13 protein-coding genes are annotated in these 20,363 nt (G+C 66.1%); 7 read left to right on the forward strand and 6 right to left on the reverse strand.

Annotated features, from left to right (window positions below):
• Nucleotides 1-9: 9 nt before the first annotated feature.
• Genes JN531_RS03660 through JN531_RS03675 form a run of 4 tightly spaced genes read left to right on the forward strand, consistent with a single transcriptional unit; the run spans nucleotide 10 to nucleotide 1,721 of the window.
• On the forward strand, nucleotides 10-648 hold the full coding sequence (locus JN531_RS03660; RefSeq protein WP_228347496.1) for a hyaluronate lyase N-terminal domain-containing protein: 639 nt from the start codon (nucleotides 10-12) through the stop codon (nucleotides 646-648).
• A gap of 3 nt (nucleotides 649-651) precedes the next feature.
• Nucleotides 652-1,056: a hypothetical protein gene (locus tag JN531_RS03665; RefSeq protein ID WP_228347497.1), complete on the forward strand. Its 405-nt coding sequence runs from the start codon at nucleotides 652-654 to the stop codon at nucleotides 1,054-1,056.
• Nucleotides 1,053-1,265 (forward strand): hypothetical protein, encoded by a 213-nt coding sequence (locus JN531_RS03670; protein WP_228347498.1) that lies wholly within the window; start codon nucleotides 1,053-1,055, stop codon nucleotides 1,263-1,265. The genes JN531_RS03665 and JN531_RS03670 overlap by 4 nt, the downstream gene beginning before the upstream one ends.
• A 9-nt stretch (nucleotides 1,266-1,274) precedes the next feature.
• A complete protein-coding gene (locus tag JN531_RS03675; protein ID WP_228347499.1) occupies nucleotides 1,275-1,721 on the forward strand; it encodes an N-acetylmuramoyl-L-alanine amidase in 447 nt (148 codons plus the stop codon).
• 62 nt (nucleotides 1,722-1,783) lie between these two features.
• Here the strand turns inward: JN531_RS03675 and JN531_RS03680 are convergent, their stop codons facing one another.
• Complete coding sequence (locus JN531_RS03680) at nucleotides 1,784-2,119, reverse strand: hypothetical protein (RefSeq protein ID WP_228347500.1); 336 nt, start codon at nucleotides 2,117-2,119, stop codon at nucleotides 1,784-1,786.
• 153 nt (nucleotides 2,120-2,272) lie between these two features.
• On the opposite strand from JN531_RS03680, the gene JN531_RS03685 reads away from it, so the two are divergent.
• From JN531_RS03685 to JN531_RS03695, 3 genes are all read left to right on the forward strand, one after another.
• A complete protein-coding gene (locus JN531_RS03685) occupies nucleotides 2,273-2,605 on the forward strand; it encodes a hypothetical protein (RefSeq protein ID WP_228347501.1) in 333 nt (110 codons plus the stop codon).
• 2 nt (nucleotides 2,606-2,607) lie between these two features.
• Nucleotides 2,608-2,973 (forward strand): hypothetical protein, encoded by a 366-nt coding sequence (locus JN531_RS03690; RefSeq protein WP_228347502.1) that lies wholly within the window; start codon nucleotides 2,608-2,610, stop codon nucleotides 2,971-2,973.
• Nucleotides 2,974-3,117: 144 nt separating this feature from the next.
• Nucleotides 3,118-3,321 carry a hypothetical protein gene (locus tag JN531_RS03695; protein WP_228347503.1) on the forward strand — a complete coding sequence of 68 codons (204 nt, stop codon included), beginning with the start codon at nucleotides 3,118-3,120 and terminating at the stop codon, nucleotides 3,319-3,321.
• Here the strand turns inward: JN531_RS03695 and JN531_RS03700 are convergent.
• From JN531_RS03700 to JN531_RS03720, 5 genes are all read right to left on the reverse strand, one after another.
• Nucleotides 3,298-14,151 (reverse strand): LPD38 domain-containing protein, encoded by a 10,854-nt coding sequence (locus JN531_RS03700; RefSeq protein WP_228347504.1) that lies wholly within the window; start codon nucleotides 14,149-14,151, stop codon nucleotides 3,298-3,300. The genes JN531_RS03695 and JN531_RS03700 overlap by 24 nt on opposite strands.
• Nucleotides 14,148-15,395: a hypothetical protein gene (locus JN531_RS03705; protein WP_228347505.1), complete on the reverse strand. Its 1,248-nt coding sequence runs from the start codon at nucleotides 15,393-15,395 to the stop codon at nucleotides 14,148-14,150. The genes JN531_RS03700 and JN531_RS03705 overlap by 4 nt, the downstream gene beginning before the upstream one ends.
• A gap of 62 nt (nucleotides 15,396-15,457) precedes the next feature.
• Entirely contained in the window at nucleotides 15,458-17,410 is a 1,953-nt protein-coding gene (locus tag JN531_RS03710; protein WP_228347506.1) for a hypothetical protein, read from the reverse strand.
• Between the two features lies 1 nt (nucleotide 17,411).
• Entirely contained in the window at nucleotides 17,412-18,953 is a 1,542-nt protein-coding gene (locus JN531_RS03715) for a hypothetical protein (protein WP_228347507.1), read from the reverse strand.
• Nucleotides 18,954-18,962: 9 nt separating this feature from the next.
• Nucleotides 18,963-20,360 (reverse strand): hypothetical protein, encoded by a 1,398-nt coding sequence (locus tag JN531_RS03720; protein WP_228347508.1) that lies wholly within the window; start codon nucleotides 20,358-20,360, stop codon nucleotides 18,963-18,965.
• Nucleotides 20,361-20,363: the final 3 nt, after the last annotated feature.

Below are 20,363 nucleotides of genomic sequence, written 5' to 3' on the forward strand. Positions count from 1 at the left end.
GAGCCCATCATGGCCACTGCACAAACTACGATTCGCGTCCGCCGCGGCCTGAAGGCAAACCTGCCCGCCAGCGCTGCCCTTGGCGAAATCCTCCTCGCCACCGACACCAACGAGCTGTTCCGCGGTACGGGCGCAGCCGTTGTTCCCATCGAAATCGATGTCGCCAACGTGCTCGGCTTGCTGGTCGGCGGCAAGCTCGATCCGGCCCTGCTGCCAGCACTGGCGCTGACGGAAGTCTATGTCGTCGCCGACATCGCGGCCCGTGACGCGCTGACCCCGCAGGAAGGCGACGTCGCCGTGGTGACCGATGCCTCCGGCGACCCCGCCTTCGATGACCCGGTACGCAAGAGCTACATCTACACCGGCTCCGACTGGACCCTGCTGAACGACAGTGATGGCGTCGGCACCGTCAACGGCCAGACCGGCGATGTCGTACTCGACACCGATGATGTCGATGAAGGGGCGACCAACCTCTACTACACCGACGCCCGGGTGCTGGCCTACCTCACGGCCAACGGCTATCTGAAGGACGGCGACGACATCAAGCGGCTGGGCTCCGGCTCGGATGCGGACGGCGCAGGCGTCTACGGCGCCGGCCCAGGCAACACCGTGGTGCTAGTCGACGACCTGGACGGCGGCACGTTCTAGGGGGTGGCTACCGCGACGGTCAAGCTGCGCATTCGCCGAGGGGTCGCTGCCAACCTCCCGGCGTCTGCCAGTGTCGGCGAGCTGCTACTGGCCACCGACACCGGTGAACTCTGGTACGGCACCGGCGCCGGCCGTCGACGCATCCCTCACAAGCAGACCCGCGGCTACACCGTCACCACCAACGGCTCTGGCCTCGCCACGCTCACATTCCCCGAAGCGTTCGTATCGCCGCCGGTGGTGCAGCTCACCGCCGTGTCCGAAGACGACGACCGCCCCAACTCCGCCGAGATCGAATCCGTATCCGCCACCCAGGTGGTGATCCGCTCGTGGCGCACCGGCAACGGCCTGGCCGTCAACACCGAACGCCCCATGACCGTTCACGTCACCGCCTACGGAGAACTCGCGTGAACGTCCTCCCAGATGCCAACGGAGCCACCCATGTGGCGAACGTGTTCAGCGACGGCAACCAAGGCTTCGATGGCGTCGACGTGCTCCTCGTCTACAAGAAGAAGGGCAGCGTCTGGGCCCTGCATTCCCCCACCAACACCGAAGCCGCCGCCATCTCGGAGGCGCTTTCGTCACTCCCCAAGAACACCTGGCACTGGCTCGCCAGCTAGGAGGTCCCCATGCGTCCCATCGAACAGCTCATCATCCACTGCGCGGCCACAAAGCCCAGCATGGACATCGGCGCCGCCGAGATCCGGCAATGGCACCTCGGTAACGGCTGGTCCGACATTGGCTACAACTACGTGATCCGCCGCAACGGCCTCATCGAGAACGGCCGCGATCTTGATCGCGACGGCAATGTCGACGAAGAAGTCGGCGCACATGCCAAAGGCTTCAACGCACGTTCCATCGGCATCTGTCTTGTCGGTGGACTCAACCAGGCGGGGCAGCCAGCGCCGGAATTCACTGAAGCGCAATTCACCGCTCTCAATGGGTTGCTGGCAGGCCTGCGCATTCGCTATCCCAATACCGAAATACTCGGCCATCGCGACCTGCCAGGCGTCGCCAAGGCCTGCCCCAGCTTCGACGTCCGCCACTGGCTCAACACCGGGCTGGTGCGGCCGTGAGCATTCTACCCCCATGGTCTCGCGCCATCCCGTGGATGCTCGCACTGGTCATGGCGGCCGGGTTATGGGGCCTCACCGAGCGTTCCACGAAACTGGGTGAACGCGCAGACGCCGCACGGGCCGAGGCCCAGCGGCACCAGCGCACGATCAAGCACCGGGAACAGACCATCAAGGAACTGCGCGATGACGCCAAGCTCAATGACGAAATCCTCGCAGCGCGCGAACTGCGACAGCGGCGCATCGGCCAGCAGCTCCGCAGCCTCGAACAGGAACTCGCGGCAGCGCGAGGTATCCGGCCGCCGGCGGATTGCATGCGCCAGCCTATTGGCCCTGAGCTGCATCGCCTGCTCCAGCAACCCCCCGACCCGCAGCGATGATCCGGCGCCGGCGTTCACCATCCCAGCCAACCTGCTGGTGCCGCATGCCGTAGAGGCCTGGCCGGGCTCGCCCGCATCCGACCCCATTTCAATCATCGAATGGGCCAAGCGGCTCGAATCTCACGCCACCGCCTGTGAAGCGGACCGGGCCGACATCGCCCGCAAGGTGCCGCGGTGATCGATGTCAGCGTCCCGCTTTGGCTGTGGGTCATCGCTCACGCCACCCTGGCCTGCTGTGAGTTGGTCATGGGCCTGCAGATGCTGAGCTGGCCGCGCACCCGCTTCGGCGCCCACATGAACCGCGCCCGCCCAGTGTTTGACCAGTTCGGCTGGGTCATGGTGTTCGCCGGCGTTGCCAACCTGGCAACCCTCGCGCTCGGTTTCTCCAGCGACCAGGCCATCCCCGTGCTGTTCGGCATGGCCCTTCTTGGCGTCTGGGGGCTGGCCATCACTGTTACCGCGTGGTGGCACCGCGGCGACATCGCCAATCTCACCAAAGGGGACTAGCTGTGGACTGGACCACCATCATCGTTGCAACCATCGGCGCACTCGGGGCCGGCATCGTCCCCATCGTCACCATGCGGCACAAGCTGCTGGAACAGAAGCGGCAGTTCGATGCCGACTCGAACGAGCGCGAGATCAAACGGCGGGATCGCATGGACGATGAGATGCGCGACATCCGCAAAGAAATGCGGGAAGAGATCGGCGAGCTACGCTCACGGTTGACCGAGGCCAACGCGGAAATCATGGACCTGCGCCGGCGCCTGACGGACTGCGAGAGTAAACACGGCGCCCAGATCACGGAATCCGCTTCGCTCCGCGCGGAGCTGGCCATCATCAAAGCCAAGGCTGGAATCGAGGATCGCCGCAGATGAAGAAGCATCGCACACCAAAGAAAGCACCTGCCCGCACCCCCGGACATCGTGAGCGCGGCGGCGGCAACAAACGGCGCTTCATGTGACCAGCCCGCGCAAGCGGTCTTGCGGGCACTTGCAGCCGGGCTCAGATAGGCTCCGTCAATGATTCATTTGCTCGCTACAGCAGTGGCGGTGGCCGGCCTGTTCCTGTTCCCGGTATCGCCCCTTCTCACACTGCTCTGCTTTGCAGCCAGCGTCCCAATTGCCAAGGCCGCCAACCGCAGTAACGTCGACCTCGACGGCCTTTTCGGTTGGATGATCCTCGGTGCCGCGCTAGTCGGGCTAGGCGCCCTGTTCTTGGGCTAGGGTCACGGCCCGCCGACTGGCGGCGTAGAGCATCGATTCCAGGTTCTCGAGTCGGCGCCGCTTCTCGGCACCCGGCATGCCCGGATCTCGGCGAATCGCATCCATGTTCGCCCGGATTTCCCGCATGCGCCGCGATACCCGGTTCAGGCCCGGCCGCACGGCCAGCAGCGCCTGGTTGTCCTCGATCAGCGACTGCGCGGCCTCGATCTCGCCCTGCCGCTGGTACTCCCGCACCGTCCGATAGACCTGCTCCGCTTCGCGCAGCATTTCGTACATCTCCCTGCTGTAGCGCGTTGCCACCGGCTGGCTGCTTCGCGCAAACGAGCCCAGCACCGGCACTTCTCGCAGCGTCATGTCCGGACGCTCGCCCGGGCTGCCCCACGCAACCAGCGCGTCCACTGCCGACAGGGCATAGCCCCCGAGCGTTCCCAGATAGGCATTCCACAGGTGTTCGAGCTTCTTCGGACTGGTCTCGAATGCCTGGCCCACCGCCACCATGGTCGGGCTGGTCCGGCTGTCGAACCGCGCCTGCGGTAGCTTGCCCTCATCGGCCATGCCCTCAATCGGGGCATCCCGGAAGGTGTCGAAGTTGAACATCACTTCCATGGCCGGCTGCACGAGCTGCGGCGTCGGATCGAGAGCAAAGGTCTCCACCAGCGTCCAGATCGCACGTTCACCCAGCTTGGCGTCCTGCCCCAGCATCTGCATGGCCAGGCGCTCCGGCACCGTGCCGAACATCACCCCGATCTCGAATGGCTTCGGAATCCGGTAGTGGGTATCGCCGACAAAGACGTGCCAGAACAGATCCTTGTCCTCGTCGGTCAGGGCTTCCCAGCGCTCATCGTCGTGGTTCGCCAGCAGCAGCGCCAGGCTGGCTGCCATGATCGCCGTGCCCGCGTAGTAAAGCTGCCGCTGGTCCAGACTGCGGCCCAGCTTGTAGAGACCCTGCAGGCGGGCATTGAAGAACGGCACCACATCCGCCAGCAGCCGCACCGCCGTCCAACTCCCCGACAGCGAGTAGTCCATCAAGTCCTTCGACTCGAAAATGGCCTCGGCCGCCGACCCGCCGCGCGCGTTGACGGCCTTGAAGATCGCCGACCGGTTGGCGTTCTCCACCGCCTCACCCAGTTCCCGGTACATCTGCCAGAAGCGCGGCCCGATAGCCAAGGTCTCGCCGGCGCTCTTCGGGAATCCCTTGCGGGCCATCGCCCGGCGCAGGCTGTCGGCGGCCGAATCGAAGTCGCCGCCGAACTGGCTTCCGCCCAGGAACGACGCGCCCGCGAACATCACCGCCTGCGTGTCCTCATCCCGCCGCAGCGAAGACCGCACGCCCTTGATCGAATCCACCAAGGGCGTGAATCGGTCCTTGCTCACCGCCCAGGAATACAGCACGTCGCGGGTGAAGTTGCGGATGATGAATGCCGGGTCGGCAGTCACCCCAGACGTCAGCAGGCGCTTCGCCGTGCGGAACGGCGCCAGGCCATCCGGCCAGCGGTCAGGGGCAAAGCCTGCCATCGCCCGCATCAAAGCCGGGTCCAGCGCCTTGAAGTAGCGCGGCTCACCGCCCAGCATCACCCTGACCGCGCGGCTCTTGTCCGCGTCCTGGCCCAGCTCCTCAAAATGCTTGGGCAGGTTGGTCACCGCCTTGGCGGCCGCATTGTTCTTCAGCGCCGCATCCACCAGCCGGCTGACGTTGCCAAGCATGTTGGCCAGGGGGTCCGTCAGCGCCTGCCGGCCGCCCTTCAGCGCCTTGATGCCGGCCGCCTGGTGACTGAGGCCGCGGCGCAGGAACGGCCGCATCGGGTCGCCTTCCTCATCCTCTCGGAAGAACGGAATGTAGTAACGATCCCGAGCAAAGGCCTTCACCTGCTCCGGCGTCAGCAGGCCAGCGCCCTCGGCCAGCCGCAGCACGCTGGTGTTGAAGTCGCGCACGTCCCGGGCCACCTGCTCCAGCGTCGCCTCATCAAAGCCGGCGTCGGTGGCCACCGCCTTCAGGGCAGCGATGTCGGCGTCGGTCAGGTTGTTCTCCTTGCCCTGCCGCCGCAGGTATTCGGCCCGCTTCGCCACCATCCACGCGGCCCAAGCATCCAGGTTGCCGCGCACCGGCTCCAGCGAATCCAGCAGACCGCGCGTGTCCGCCTTCTTCTGGATGATGCCGTTGCGCCACTCCCCATGGCCGAACATCAGCAGTGCGGTGACGGTCGAGCTGGTGCCGGTCGAGAGCCGGGCGGCCACATAGGCCGAGTCACGCGCTTCCACCGGCCCGCGCTCACGTTCAGCGTCACGAATGGGCGCGAACCGGTTGAAGATGCCCTCTTCGGCGCGCTTCAGTGCCCCGTCGGCGAACGCCTTCCACCGATCCGACAAGCCATCGGTGAACCGCTCGCCAGCCGTCTTGGTCGACAGGCCCAGGCCTGCCTTTCTCAGGGCTTCGCGCTGTTCAGCCGTTTCGCCAAGGCGGAAAAGCGGGGGCTCGCCTTCAGGGCTGCCAGGATCTTCGGTGAGTCCGAGGCTGCGTCGCGCCTCAGTGAGTCGATCTCGGATGACGTCAATGCTCGGGGCAGCCCGGAGGTGCCCGGCTTCCCCTTGGGTGAGCGCGTCGATGCCGAAGCCGAAGGTTTCATTGAGGTAATCATCCAGTGCCTGCCCGTGCTTTGCAATCAGTGATTCGCGCATGGCCGGCCGCAGCGCGATGTCCGCGGTCGTCTCGTGCCCCGTCAACGCCGACGCCAGCACAACCCGTCCGCCGGCCGCCTCGATGTGGCCCCGCAGGTTGGCGAGCGTCCCACCCATCGCCTGAGTGTCATCCACAATCAGGTAATCGGCGCCCGGCTCAACGCGGCCATCGAACACCGGCTGGCTGGCGATGCGCTGATAGGCATTGGCATTGGTGTGGAAGGCGCGAACCGTCTGCACGATGTCCGTGTCCACCTCAAGCCCCAGCAGCTCGCCGAGCGCCAGTGCGTAGGCCCGCGGCAGCGCATTGCGCCCGCTGGCCTCGGCCGCCACCACCGGCACCACACGCGGCCGCTTGCCGCCCAGGGCGGTGCGCAGGGCTTGCAGCCCGGGCATGGTGAGAGTGTCAGCCACCACCCGTGCCGCCGCTTCCGGGTCTCCCGCCTTGGCCGCTGTGTAGTCCGCGTGGTCGCGCATCGCCCCCAGCTTCGCCATACGGTGGATCGGCGGGAACCCGGCCGACGGTGACCGCTGCGAACCCACCCGACCGGCCTGCGCTGCCAGCGGCTGCCGCGAACGATCGACACCCGCGCCACGGCCCATGCTCATGGTCCGCCGCAGCGAAGCCTGCACCATGCCCACGATCTCGGCATCGCTCAGTTTCACGCGGAACCCGATGCTGAACAGGAAGCGCCGCACCGCCTGAATCACGCGCTTCATCAAGGGCAGCCGCAGCCCGTCCGCCTGCTCGCCAACGTGCGCGATCACCTCCCGCACAAAGACATCACCGCCGACCTCAAGGTGGGGATAGTTGAGCTCCACCTGTGCCCAGGCGGCGCTGACCAACTGGTTGCCCATTCGATGAAGGGCCCGCACCTCATTCTGCAACCGGGCGTAGGCCCCAGTGCCCAGCATCCGTTCGAGTCCGTAGTGCTCGCCGATCTCGTGCAGCAGGATCCGCGGCGCCTCACCCGGCTCGATCTCGTCACCGATGATGTAAGCGGTTTCTGTCGATGGCACATAGAGCCCCATCGTCCGACCGGGGAAACGACGATTCATTGCTTCCAGCGTGTCGGCCGGCAACTCCTGGCGCGACGCAACGATCTGCAGAATGCCGTCGTCGATCAGGCGCTGAACGCCGGCGTGACCGAAGGCGCTGTCCAGTTCGCCTCGGACGCCTTCAACTGTCGTTGGCACGGCTGGGCGTCGGCTCAACTCGGCCCTGTTCATGCCGCGACCGGGGCGCTCCGTGGCAGCACGAGCGTCCGTCTCCGATTCGGCGACCGAAGATGGCTTTTCGATGACTACCATGCGGGCATTGGCGCCCGTTGTTACTGGAAGGCTGGGGTCTTGGAAGGTGCCCTCCGCCAACTTCTCGCTGGTGCCTTCAACTGATTCAAGCCAATCCCGGAAATCCCGCGCCTGCTGATTGTCACGAAAGAAGGCGCCCTCGCCCATGATCGCGACGATCCGCCCGCCTGGCCTCAACAGGTCATAGGCATGACGGACATGCTTCATGTCTCGGCCGTCGCTGAACGGCGGGTTCATGATGATGCGGTCGTATCCGCTCCAGACACCCCGCTGGTCTACGCCCTTAACCTCACTCCGGTCATAAAGTCCGAGCCGCTGACCAGATTCGTCTTCCAGCCGCACACGCTGCGAACCGATGCCACCAGCGCCACGCAATATCCCACGCGTGCCATCCGGCGCCTCGAAGATGTCGCCATAGGTGAAGAACGAGCGCGGCTTAAGGTTCAGAAAGTCATCGACGTCGGCGAAGTGATAACCCTTCGCCTCCAGAAGATCACGGCGGCGACCAGACATTTCAATCACGTCCGGCTCAGCACCGGCCGCTCGGATACGGTCAGCCAGATGGCCCATGCCCGCCGACGGTTCCAGCACTGCCATATCCGGCGTGACATCAGCCGCTTCGATCATCGCATCGGCGACGCTGGCTGGGGTCGGGAAGAAATCGAGGCCGTCGTTGGCTCGGCCGATCATCGACCGCTCCAGTTCTTTGATTCGGTCGCCTTCCTCCGCCTGCTCGCGCAGGTTGATGAACTCGCGCAGCGCACTCCGGTACTCTGCCGGCGTCTCGATGCCCATGCGGGCCAAAGCCTTCAGCCGGTCGTGTGCCGTGACGAACTGCCACGGCGCCTGGACGTCCTTGCGTCCTTTCAGTTTCTCCACGATCTCGGAAGCGGCGCCCGCCGTAATGGTGATCCGCTTGTCCCCGTCGCCCTTCCAGATGCCGCGGGCCTGGGCCTCGCCCGGGCTCAGTACGATGGCGTTCTTTCCTCGACCCAGCGGCAGCACGATGGCCCTGCCGACGAGACCGCTACGCTTTATTGCGCGCTTAGCGTCCTCCTTATTGGAGAACTGTGCTCTATCGCCGTCCTTAAATGCGAAGGGCGCCGCAGCGAGAAAATTCTTCTTGGCAAACTCGGTGTATTCAGCCGTCACATCGTCGGCAACCTTCGCCAGCTTGGCCGCCATCTGCTTCAGGCCGTCAACGTCTTCGAGCTGACGCGCCAGGGTGGCGAGGTCAGACCGGAACATGGTGAAGCTGGGGAATTGTGCGAATTCCACCGTGTCGCTCGTTGGCGGCTCACCCTTACGCTTCATCTGCTCGGCATAGCTGTCGTACTTGGAGCGCAGTTCATCGCTCTTGGCAGTGACGATGGCGTTGTTAAGAAGCTCCACCTGAGACTTGGCACGCACGCGGTCGAGAAACTTTACGCGTCCCTCACTGATTGCGGCACCGATGTTTCGCATTGTCTTTGCGAGGGCCTTGTCGGCGCGGGCCGCTGTCTCGGCGCTGTTCGCCATCCGGGCACGGCGCGCGGTGTTGACCTTGCGTTCCGCAGCCAGGGCCTCATCGGCACGCTCTTCCAATCGGTCGGCCATTTCGGTCAGCCGCTCGGTGGCAGTCTGCGAACGGTCATCCTCGAATGCATCACGCCGCTGCTGCACCGCCTCGTTGGCTTGGGTAGCGTCCCCGTTGGCGAGCTTCACGAACGCTTCAGCCGTGGCCCGATCTCGGAACTGAAAGCCCGGCACCGCTCCGCGGCCACGGAACGCCGAGTAGTAGCCGCCCATGCGCTTCGCGCCGGCGTTGAGGGTGTTGTAGTCCTCACGCGGAACGCGCTCAGCGAGTTGCACGACGAAGAGGTCAAAGCCCTTCTGCGAGTGCTTTGTCTCGATGACCTGGCCATCAACCTTTTGCCCGGCGACTCGAACAGCACGCTGCTCGTCCTTCTGCCCCTTGCGCTTGCTGCGGCTGTCCTCAGCCATCAGGCGGTCAAACTCGGATCTTTGCTCGTGGGTGAGCGCAAGGCGGGCATCGAGCAGGGTCTTGCCATCGCTCATCTGAACCCTGATGAAGGCTCGGAAATCATCAATGGTCTTGGGGTTCTTGACAGCCTCCATGCGCTCGGCACGACGGCCTGCGGCCTCTATGCGAGCCTGTTTCACTTCAGCGGCGTACTCGGCAAGAGATTCGTCGGTCTGCCCTTCAACCAGCTCCTTCAGCGCCTTGGCCTTGGCCTCTTCGTACTGCTTCTGCTGACCCATCATGTAGCTGTTCGGGCCGTAGTCCTTGCCAAGGGCAAAGCGGCGAACCATCGCCTCTTGCAGTCGCTCGACAATTTCCGACTTCTTCAAGCTGTTGAGACGGTTGAAGGTGTTCGCCCCGCCGGCCAGCGCGATCAGCTCGCCCTTGGTCTTTGCAGAGAGCGCGGCCTTCACCTCGTCGGCACGCTCGTTGACGATCCGGAATGCCTCCCGGTACTGCTCGAGCGTAGCTGTGCCGTCGGCCAGCGCATCCAACGTCGCGTCGACTTGCTCCAGAAGACCGCGATCCTGCGCCGGGGCTGGGGGATCTGACTGGTACTGAGACAGCTTGATGCCCGCGCCTTGGCGAGCGGCATCCATGGCCGCGCCCCATGCTGCGTCGCCGCTGGTGCCTTCCGGGATAACAGCGTACTGGCGCACAAGCGCCAGCAAGTCATCCCAGCTCTGCGCGCTGACCTGGATGTCCCATCCTGCGCCGGCTTTCTTATCGGGGAAGTGCCGGAGTGCAACATCCTGCCCATCGTCCACGATTCGCGCCCAATCACCTGCTGCAGTCTGTCCGAGACGACGTGACACCAGCGCTCGATTCTCCTGCTGCTCGCGGGGGACCTCATCCAGCCATTCAACAAATGCTCGCGATAGCGCCGCCTGTCGGCTCGCCATACTCTCGAATCCGGGCTTGTCCGCGGGCATTTCAGGTCGCTTCATCACTTCCGCAACCCCAGCATCGAAACCGGCGCGGGTCAGCAGATTGTCGCCCTTCTCCAGCACCCAGACCGTTCCATATGGGCCGGCGCGGTAGTTTCGCAGCGACCATCCAGCATCCTGAGCTGCGCGCAAGCGCGCCCATTGCTGCTCCGCTCGTCGCTTGGACTCGATCTCACGCTGAGATGGATTTGCGGTAACAACTTTCGCAGCGAACTGAATGGCGTTGACGTCGCCCTGATGCCACCACGGCGATGAATCTGCCCGACTGCGATACGCGGCTGCCTTGAGCGCGCCTGCGGGCGTCGTCACCGCCGAGCGCGGTACTGACCGGCGAGCATTGATGTTCCGGTCTGACGTGGCTTGACGCGCCTCACCAGCCCCACCGTCAATCGCACTACCTGGCCGTTGCGTCTCTGCAGCCACTGGCGAACTCTCTGCTGCACCGGTAGTCTGATCACTGGATTCGGCGTTCTGGTCGCTGGGAGGCAGCGGCACAGCGCGGGCGGGGCCGCCAGTCGTCCCCTCGTCCGCTGCCGAATCCACCTCATACGCGGTCATCAACCAGGTCTTCTGGTTGCCATCCCAGTCGAGCCGGACAACCGCTCGGCCTGCGTCATCCGCCAGGACGATTCGGTTATTGCTGCGCGACCGGATCGCCAATCTGTCCACGAAGCCTTGCAGATCTTCCAGCACCTCAGGGTGCTTGCGCGAGATCTTCGCGATGCCGAACCCATCTTCATAGTCGCGTTCGGGCGAACCCTCTTCGCCCCAGACCAGGTCGATGTCGCCTACCTGCTCGTGCTGGAGTGCAGCCAGGGCCTCACCAGTGCGTTCACGCATCAAGCGATCAACAGCGCCGCCAGCGTTGTGGCGGTACTCCGAGAAGATGGGGCCAAATGCCCCGCGCGCTGCTGGCGCCTCAAGCGATTGCTGTCGCTGCTGATTCGAGAACAGGCCGCCATCAACATCTGCTGGCACATTTTCAGTGCCATTGCGTCGAGTGTCCTGTGACCGCGCGCGGTCAGCCAGCGCCTGCGCGGTCTCGTTGCGCCCGAAGAAATCGTTCTGGGTTGGGTTCGCGGGCGGCGCGGAGTCAGGTGGCGCCTGCTCGGCCGTCAGCGAAAAGCCGGGCTCGCCTACTTCGCCGGCTTCGTCGGGCTCGGCCGGGCCTGCTTGCGCTCCATCCGGCCGCGGTAGATCCGGGCCGCTTTCAGCGCCTGCTGCCCGCGGGTCAGCTTCTTGGGTTCGTCGGCCATCTAGCCACTCCTGCAAGGCGGCCTCCAGGGCCGCGTCATCATCGTACTGGATTGCCAGGCGTTCGGCCTCGGCATCATCGATCGCTGCCACCGCATCCATCATCGCCACGATGCGCGGCGCCACATCCGTCTCCGCATCGGCAGCGGCTCCGGCCAGCTCGAACGGGTCAGCATCAGGGATGCCGCGTTGCGCCATCTCCTCCCGTTCGCCGTCGGCCCAGTCCAACATCGCCTCGACATGCCGGCGCTCAGCCGCCGACATCGCCTCACCAGCCATCGCCTTGCGCACCGCCTCGCGGGTAGCAGCGCCATTCGAATTGCCGGGCAGCCGGGCATCCCGCTGCACAGACTGGAACCATGGAGCAAAGGGCACCCATGGCGTGCGTCCGGTCACCTCACCATCGCGCGCACCGCGGATAATGCTGCCACCGATCTCCGCCCAGCCTGCCTCCGGTGCCATGGCGCGCAGATCAGACTGCACCGACTCATCGCTCAGCCGGTCATCCTGCAGGCTCTTCGGGCTGCGTTGATCCACCGTCGAACTGGGGAACTCGCTCACCAGCGGCAACACGTCCTCCGCCGGCGCATTGATGCGGATCACGCTCACCGGCTCGCCGGCATCCACCTTCGCCAGCCACTGGTGATGCCCGTCGATCACCCGGTTGTCAGCCGACACCAGAATCGCGCGGTCGGTGCCAGCAAAGGTCTTCGCCTTCGCCACCTTCTCCGGGCTGAACTCCATCTGCGACGGCTGCAGCGTCAGCGGATCAACGGCCTGCGACGGCTCGGCCGTGACGCCGCGCCCCTTGAGGAAGTTCACCAGCGCGCCGCGGTGCTCCGATTTCACCTGCGGCATCACATCCCGCGGCACATTCAGCGAGGTTTCGGGGTCGAAGGCCTGCCAGGTTTCTTGGTCCGCGGCACCTGCCGCCACGGGTGATTCGGCCGGGGTCGATGGGTCGGTTGGGTTGGCATTGGGGTCATCCTTCAGCGCCAGCACCCACTGACGGGGCCCCAGCTTCTGCACTTCGTATCGGTCTGCGTTCGCGCCCAGCTTTTTGCGCTGCGCATTCAATCCCGGCATCGAACGGAACGGGCCGTTCGTCTTCGGGTCCAGAATCTGCGCCGGCAGGTCGCCAGCCATCGCCGCGGCGCGCCGCGCTTCTTCTGCCGCGCGTTCCTGATAGAGCTGGTCAGCACGGGCCACCGCATCCAGCGTCCGGGCTTCACCCTCGAAGGTGCGCGCGGGGTCGACACCGGCAGCCGCTTCAATCGGCGCGCGGGTCAAGGCCAGGCGGGCCACACCCTTCGAGATCGGACCCGCGTTGGGGTCGATGCCATTCGCCGCCAGGGTCTGCATCGCCGCTTCGCGCCGCGCCACCTCGGAGTCGCGCTCCGCGTAGAGCTGTTGAGCCCGCTCGGCGTTCTCCATGCTCTGGCGCTGGGCTTCGAACTCGGCGGCAGGGTTGCCATCGCCCGGCACGATGGTCGGCGCCGGCAAGGCGCCAGCGATCGATGGTGCGGCAGGGGCCGCGTCTTCCGGCGGCGCTTCACCGTCCTGGCGGGTCAGCCGGCCCGCGCCATACAAGCCGCCACCCAGAACGCCCCCGACAGCACCACCGACGGCAGCAGATTCCAGCACGCCCTCGCCCAGTGCCTGCGATGGGTCGGCCCGCTGTTGCACGCCCAGGTTGGCGGCAAAGGCCTCGCCGCCTTCCTGCACGGCTTCCTCCACCGCCTCCTTGCCGACGGCTGCCGGCAGGCCGGTGTTGAGGCTGCGAGTGAACACTTGCGCCTCGAAGGGCGCGGTCAGCCGCGATATGGCGCCACTGATCGGGCCGCCCACCGCTGCTGCGATCTGGCCAGCCTCCACGCCAAGACGGCGCTTGGCCTCTTCGGGCCCGACCTGCTTGGCCAGGGCCACGTATTCCGGGTTGGCCTGCCACGCTTCGTCCGGCAGGGCTGCGGCACGCTGCTGCGCCTCCTGCCCGGAGAATCCGGCGCCCATGGCCACGTTGGCGCCGACCAGGTTGCGCTGCGCCGCCGTTCGGCCAGCTTCCTGCGCAGCCTTTGCGCCGGCACCACCAGCCCGCGCCGCGGCTGCTGTCCGGCCGGCAGTTCCAACCGAGCCCGCGCCGAGGGTCGCAATGATCGGCACCTGCTCGGCGAGAAACTGACTCATCAGCACCGGGTCGGTCACCACCTTGCCTGCAGCGGCCAGTGGCCCGCGGTCCATCGCTTCGGCAAGCTCCTGTCGGCGACCCTGTAGCGTCGGCGATGCCGCAGCATCCAGCCCCTCGTTGATGCGGGCAATCCCGCCAGAGATCCCGCCGTTGTCAACGCCGGGGCCGCCGAGGGCGCGATCCAGTGCCCGCTGCGCGGGCCGCACGACGTTCTGGTCGAGCGCACCACCAGTGGCGAGGTTCGGCAGCTCGGCCAGGCCGCCGGCGAGGTTGACCGCGCCCTGCACAACGCCAACGCCCAGATCCTTCAGCGTGCCCCCCACCCCGCGGCCGGCAGCAGCAGGCTCGGCTTCAGCCGGCCCGCCATATTCCGCCCATGGCCCACCACCGCCGGGTGGCGCGCCACCGCTACCGTAGCGCTCCCATGGCTTCACTCGACGGCTTCCCAGTTGTTCGGGTCTGCCGGGTCACCGCCCTTGAAGCGGTAGCCGTCCTGAACCGTACCCTTAGTGGGCGCCGCCGGCTTCCCTCCGGCCTGACCGCCGACCTGCGTGCCGCTGCGCGTGTCGTAGAGCTGCCGCCCCTGGACCGGATTGCCCAGCGCGTCAGTGCCGATGATCGAATCCACCGCCACGAATCGGTCAGCATCCGGGTCACGGCCAGCACCGGCCACCAGCGCATCGATGAGATTGCGCCGCGACGGATCATCAGGCCCCAGCGTTGCGAGCTGTTGCAGGCGTTGCCGGTTTTCGGCTGCGGTCTGGTTATTGAGCTGCGTGGCGAGTGATTCCTGAGCCTGCGCGCCAGCGGTCGCGGTCGCCTGGCCTGCCTGCGCCTCCAGCAATCCTTGCGCCGCAATATCACCGGCAGGTCGGCCAGTCGCGGCGGGGGCCTGCAACTCGTCCAAACGCTGGCGAAGTTGTCGCGCGCTCGTCGAACCGCGCCGCGCCACCCGCAAGTCATTGCCAACCTGATTCACCTGCTGCTGTCGGCCCACTTCCGCAGCGGACTGGGAATTGATCCGCGCTGATTCCGCCCCCAGCAACTGGCGCTCTCGCTGGCCGTCAGCGACGAAGCGCTGAAGGTTCTGGGTCACGCTCGTGGCACCCAGAGGCGGCTGCGGTGCCGCCTCCCCTTGCACGCCGTCCGGCAGGGTAGACAGCAACTGCGGCGACCGTGATGTTGGGGCGGGAACCTGTGGCGTTGGCCGTGCGGCCGCGGGGGCGCTGGGGCTGGCAGCGGGGGCGCCCGCCGAGCGTTCGTCCGGTGTGGCCCCGGTTCGTGCCTGGCTCGCCGGCGGCAACGACCCAAGGGACAGCGGCCGTGCACCAGTGATTCGCCCCCCAATCCGTTGAATCGCCTGCGGAACACCCCCCACCACCTGCCGCTGTGCGTCCTGCGCGGCCGCGTTGTACTGGCTGGTAAGGCTGGCGATGCCGCCGGGCCGCGTGCGCGGATCATTGCCGGTGGCCAGGGCCAATGCATTCGCGCCGGCATCCACCACGGGCCCAACCGTCAGCGAGCCGAGCGCATTGCTGGCTCCACGAACGGTGTTGTAGGCGCCTCGCGCAAGGTCGGTAGCGCCCTGTCGCGCGCGCGCAGCCAAGGGTGGCTGTGCCACCGGCTGCGCATTCAGTCGTTCGTCACGACGCTTCTTTCGTTCCTGTCCCGGGACCATTGGCCGCTCCACGGCTGTGCCTGAGACCATTATTCGGGCCTTGGCAACGGCGCCCCATAGCGTCAGAAAGTAGAGATGTTCGGCGGGGCCGCCTCGCCACCATCCACGGCATAGCCAACGCTCAGGCTTTGATTGCGGCTGATGGAATCCGAGCTGCTGCCACTGATCCCGGCCGACAGATTCACCGCACTCATCGCACCCGCCGCCAACTGCGAGGCCACCGTGGCGGCCGACCGCAGCTTCTCCAGGATCAGCCCCGCGCCCTGGATTGCGTTCTGGCCCTCGTTGCGGTTGTTCTCCACCAGAAGCTGCAGCCGCGACCGCGCGTCTTCCAGCAACAGCGATACCTCTTGACCGCGCGCCTGTGCCTCAGCGCTGGCCGCCGACACCTGGCTGCTGAAGATCCGCGCCTTGCCATCGAACACCGCGACATTGGCCTGGTGCCGGCTGGCCTCCGCGTTGACCTTTTCACGGAACGCGCCGAGCTTGGCCGTGTATGCGTCGACCTGCCCGCGGTTGATCTCCACCTGCGCGCGAATCGGCGCAATGCTGGCCTCGACTTGGGTGGCATAGGCCCGCGTCAACTCGGCATGCGCCCCCACCCGCGCCCGGTAGGCGTCCGTGGCCGCCGACTGCGCGCGCACGTCCTCGCCATAGGCTTCGAACTCGGCCCGCTTTCCGGCCACCTGCTGCGCGTAGGCCTCCACCCGGGTACGGAAACCCTCCATCCGTACCCGGTCCACTTCCACCTTGCCCAACGCCGCCCGCACCTGCGCCTCATAGACGTCGACGATGTTGGCAAGCGCCCGAACCCGCGCCTCATAGATCGCGATACGGCCCTGTTCCGCGCGCACCCGCTCGGCGTAGATGCGAACGTCCAATTCGTTGAGCTGGTTGACGGCCAGTGCAGCCTCAATCTCGGCACGCAGCGCCTCCAGCTTGGCTCGCTCCGCATCCACCCGAGTACGGAACACGTCGGCCTCCGCCCGGTAGTGAGCGATTCGCGCATTCAGCACCGTCACCCGCGCATTGAACAGGTCGATGGCCAACTGCCCGGTGATGCGCTGCACCTCCAGCGCCCGGCCCGCAGCCTCACTGAACAGGCCGATCAACCGCGATTCCAGCGTCACCATCTGACCGACGGCGAACCGCAGGTTCTCGATCGCTGTTACCTGCGACTGGATATACACGTCACGGTTGAGCTGGCTCACCGCATCCTGATTGCCCTGCCGCACCTCCGCCAGACGTGCGGCCAGGTCGCCGCCGGGCGCATCGAAGCCACGGCCGCTCCACTGCTCAGTCGCCAACATTTCCTGTTTGCGGGCATCGCGGTCCAGCCGCGCGCGACCGCGCTCGAACAGCGCATCCTCAACGCCGGCGGGCAGGGCCATGCCGTTCAGCATGTCCTGCAGCGTCGCCTGCAGCGCCGTCAACTGCGGCGAGCTGTAGGTGCCCTCCTCAAAGTCGATGTTGACCACCGGCTCCTGCAGGTTGAAATCCGGGCTCACCGCCGTGAACTCGGGGAACACGATCTCCGGGAACTCCGGCAACTGCACTTCGCGCAGGCTCGGCAACGGCACATCGATGTCCGGCGCGTCCGGTAGCGCCACATCGGGTGCCTCCGGGTATTCCGGCGCGCTCACCTCCGGCGCATTGGTCGGTGCCGACACCGACAGCGGCGCTGGCCGCTGCGGCGATTGCACCGCCGGGGCGCTCTCCGTAAACGCGCCGGGCGCTGACGGCAACTGCGGCGCCGGCACTTGTGGTAATTGGAGATCGCCTGGCAGCGCAGGAAAGTCCGGGGACTCGGGTTCGAACGTGGGCGCTTCCGGCATCTCAAACGAGATTTCGATGCTGGGCGGCTCAATCGATAGATCGTTGTCGATGTTCGGCACATCAAACTGGGTCAGGTCGCCCAACAGCGTGTTCGCCTGCGTGAAGGCCTGTTCGGCGAACTGCTTGAACTGGTCCTGCCCCTGCTGCACCAGACCAAATACGGTTGTGGGTTCGGCCATGTCAGATTCTCCGGCTCAGATCCAGCAGGGTCATGTCGAACACCTCGATGTCGAAGTCCGCCCCGCCGGTGTTGATCAACTCGAACTGCCAGTAGCGGCTGGTCAGTCCCTTGCCCACCTGGATGCGGGTCTCGCTCACCTCGCCCGGCACCATCACCGGTGCCCGGTACCAGAACTCCCGCACCTTGCCCTCATGGGTGGCGATCACCTTCAGAATCAGGTCGCCGCCGGCCGTGTAGCCCAGGTAGGCCTCCTGAATCCGCTTGATGGCCGGTGAGCCGAAATCCATCTCTCCCGTGACGATCCGAGCGGCGATCTCCTCGCCGTCATCGCTGTCCCCCGTCAGCTCGTACAGGCCGCCCTCACCGGTGCCGAAGTAGCGGCCGCCGATGCGCGCCATTGCATTGAAGTTCCAGCCCAGATAGGTGCTGATCGGCCGCGCGCCCTGTGTGGTCACTGCCACCGCCGTGAAGGCCTCGCCGAACAGCACCAGGTCGACAGAGAAACGCACCAGTTCCCGCACCAGCAGCCCGTGCACCGCCTGCGAGGTCAGCGTATCGCCGGCGGTCACCGCATCGGCCAGCGCCAAAAACACCACAGCGCCTTGCTGTGCCAGCACCGTCAGCGTCAGCGCTTCCGTCGCCGCCACCGTCTGCAGCAGGCCGGCCGCCGGCATGTCGCCGGCCTGGATGGCCTCAAGCACCTCCGCCACCCAGCTTGGCGCCGCGGCATCGGTCGCCGATAGCGCCACCGCCACCAGCGCAGCCGCTTCCCGGCGCGCCTCGAATACCTCACTGGTCACCAGGCTCTCGACCAGGGCGGCAATGGCAACGGCCCGGTGGGTCGCCTCGTCTGGCAGTTCGAGCACGGAAGACGCCACCACCGGCCACACTGCGCGAATGCGGTCCTGCATGGCGACCGCACTGATCGCCCGCAACGACTGCTCGGCCTGCGACGTGAGCACTTCAGCCGCCGCCACGTTGTCGCGAGCCCGGATGATCCAATCGTAGTTGGCCGCAGCGGTCGTGGTCAGCGCAGATAGCAGCGACACCAACACACCGGCCTCCGTCGCTGCGCCATCCAGCGCCGACAGCGCCTCGCTCACCGTCACCACCGCCAGCGGGAAGTGCTGATAGTCCGACACGGTCGTGCTGTCCAAGCTGCTCGACACCGTTTCCTGATAGATGATGCCGGCCGGCGGCGGCTCCTCGTCCTCAATGGCAATGCCGCCACCCAAGGGCCCGGCATTGATCGGGCCGGTGTTCAACGCACCGGACTCGGCGCCCTCCTCAGGTGGCGGCGCCTCGGCGAACAGCACCCCGCCCAGTGGCCCACTGTTGAATGGCGCCGTGTTGATGGCGCCCGTCTCGACAAGCTCCTCCCCGCCTTCGTCGCCCAGGGCCTCGCCGCCAAGCGGCACACTGTTGAACGGCGCCCCGTTCAGGGCCCCGGACAGCAGATCGGCAGCAGGGGGCGGTGGGGCCTCAACCGCTCCCCCGCCGCCGAATGCGCTGGTGTTGAGCGGTTCGGCGTTGGGGAGCATGGCGGCGGCTTATCCCAGATAGGCCACACCGAAGGCCGCGCATCGGGCCTCCATCTGCGCGTCCGAGAGTTTGAAGCCGTACAGCGCCGCGTGAGCAATCAGCGGATGCCCGAAGAGCGAACCCGACACCTCACCCACACCTGCCATGAACCGCGTGAACGTCGTCGGCGGGTGGTCGGCATTGAGGAGTTGGTCGGCCACCAGGTTGCCCTGCCGGAACACCTGCAGGCTGCCGAAGTCGAACTCAGGTGTGGTGGTCGCACGCTGCACCCAGATATGCCAGAGCTCATAGGTCAGGTTCGCCGACGATTCGCTCGACGAGGCTTCCAACGGGTCGAACTCCACGCCATCCAGAACCTGCATTCCCGAGCTGACACGCACCGAGACGTAGTTGTTGCCGGCCACGCCGTTGCCATCATCCATGAACGCAACCGGCCACGGGTCTTCCGAGGGGAAGCCGTCGCGGCGCACGAACAGCTCCATCATCACCCCGTCTCCCTCGCCAGAGGCCAGCGAAATGCCGGTGATGGCGCAATTCACACCGGTGCCATCTCCAGTGAACTGCACCGCGTTGCCACCAGATGTGGGCCCTGCCTGTTCCAGGTTGATCGACCCGCCGCCCGAGTTATAGGTCCCGACCCGGCCATTGCCCGAGGCATCGGCCGCAGGGTCGCTGCTGAACTCTTCCTCGAACTCCCAAGCCAGATAGGCGTCACCGAACAGAGGCGGCGGCGGCGGGATCTCCGCATACGGGTTCACGGCGCCGATCAGCGTCACCCGAAGACCGGCAGCACCGGCATCGTCCGAGGTCAGCACTTCGGCGGTGATCTCGGCATCGTCGGGGATCACGTTGCCGCTCAGCACCGGCTGTGTTGCCGCAGTCAGGCTGGTCTTGGCCCCGTTCTCGATGTGGATCGGCTCGCTGAGGATCGACGAGCCGTTCACCTTCAGGTCAATCGTGATCTCGGTCCCAGACGACTGAGCAGTCACCAGCGACGCCCTCACCCCGCTCCCGCTCAATGTCATGCCGAACGGTGCCCGCCGCGTCACCGGGCCAAGGCCCGATACAGTCGAAGAATCGTCCGCCCCCAGGCGCATGGTGATGGCCTGCTGCGCCAGCATGTCGACGGCACCGGCCGTCATCCGGTTCTCCACCTTGTCGCCAGCCGACCACGCCGCGGCGGCCGTGCCTTCCTGCGCGCGGATCACATCGAGCGTGTCGCCAGTGCGGCCCGTGACGCGGATGATCTCCATCGTCGACCCCGCCTGCAGGGTCAGCATGATGAAGTGGTTGTTGAAGTCCGCGGGCAGCTTGTCAGCATCCACGGTCGGAATCACGATCTGCACCGCATCGTCCGCCGCCGGCGACGACAGGGTGGTGCTGAAGTTGTTACGGAAGATCTGCATGGC

It is taken from the genome of Flagellatimonas centrodinii, assembly GCF_016918765.2.
GTDB lineage: Bacteria > Pseudomonadota > Gammaproteobacteria > Nevskiales > Nevskiaceae > Polycyclovorans > Polycyclovorans centrodinii.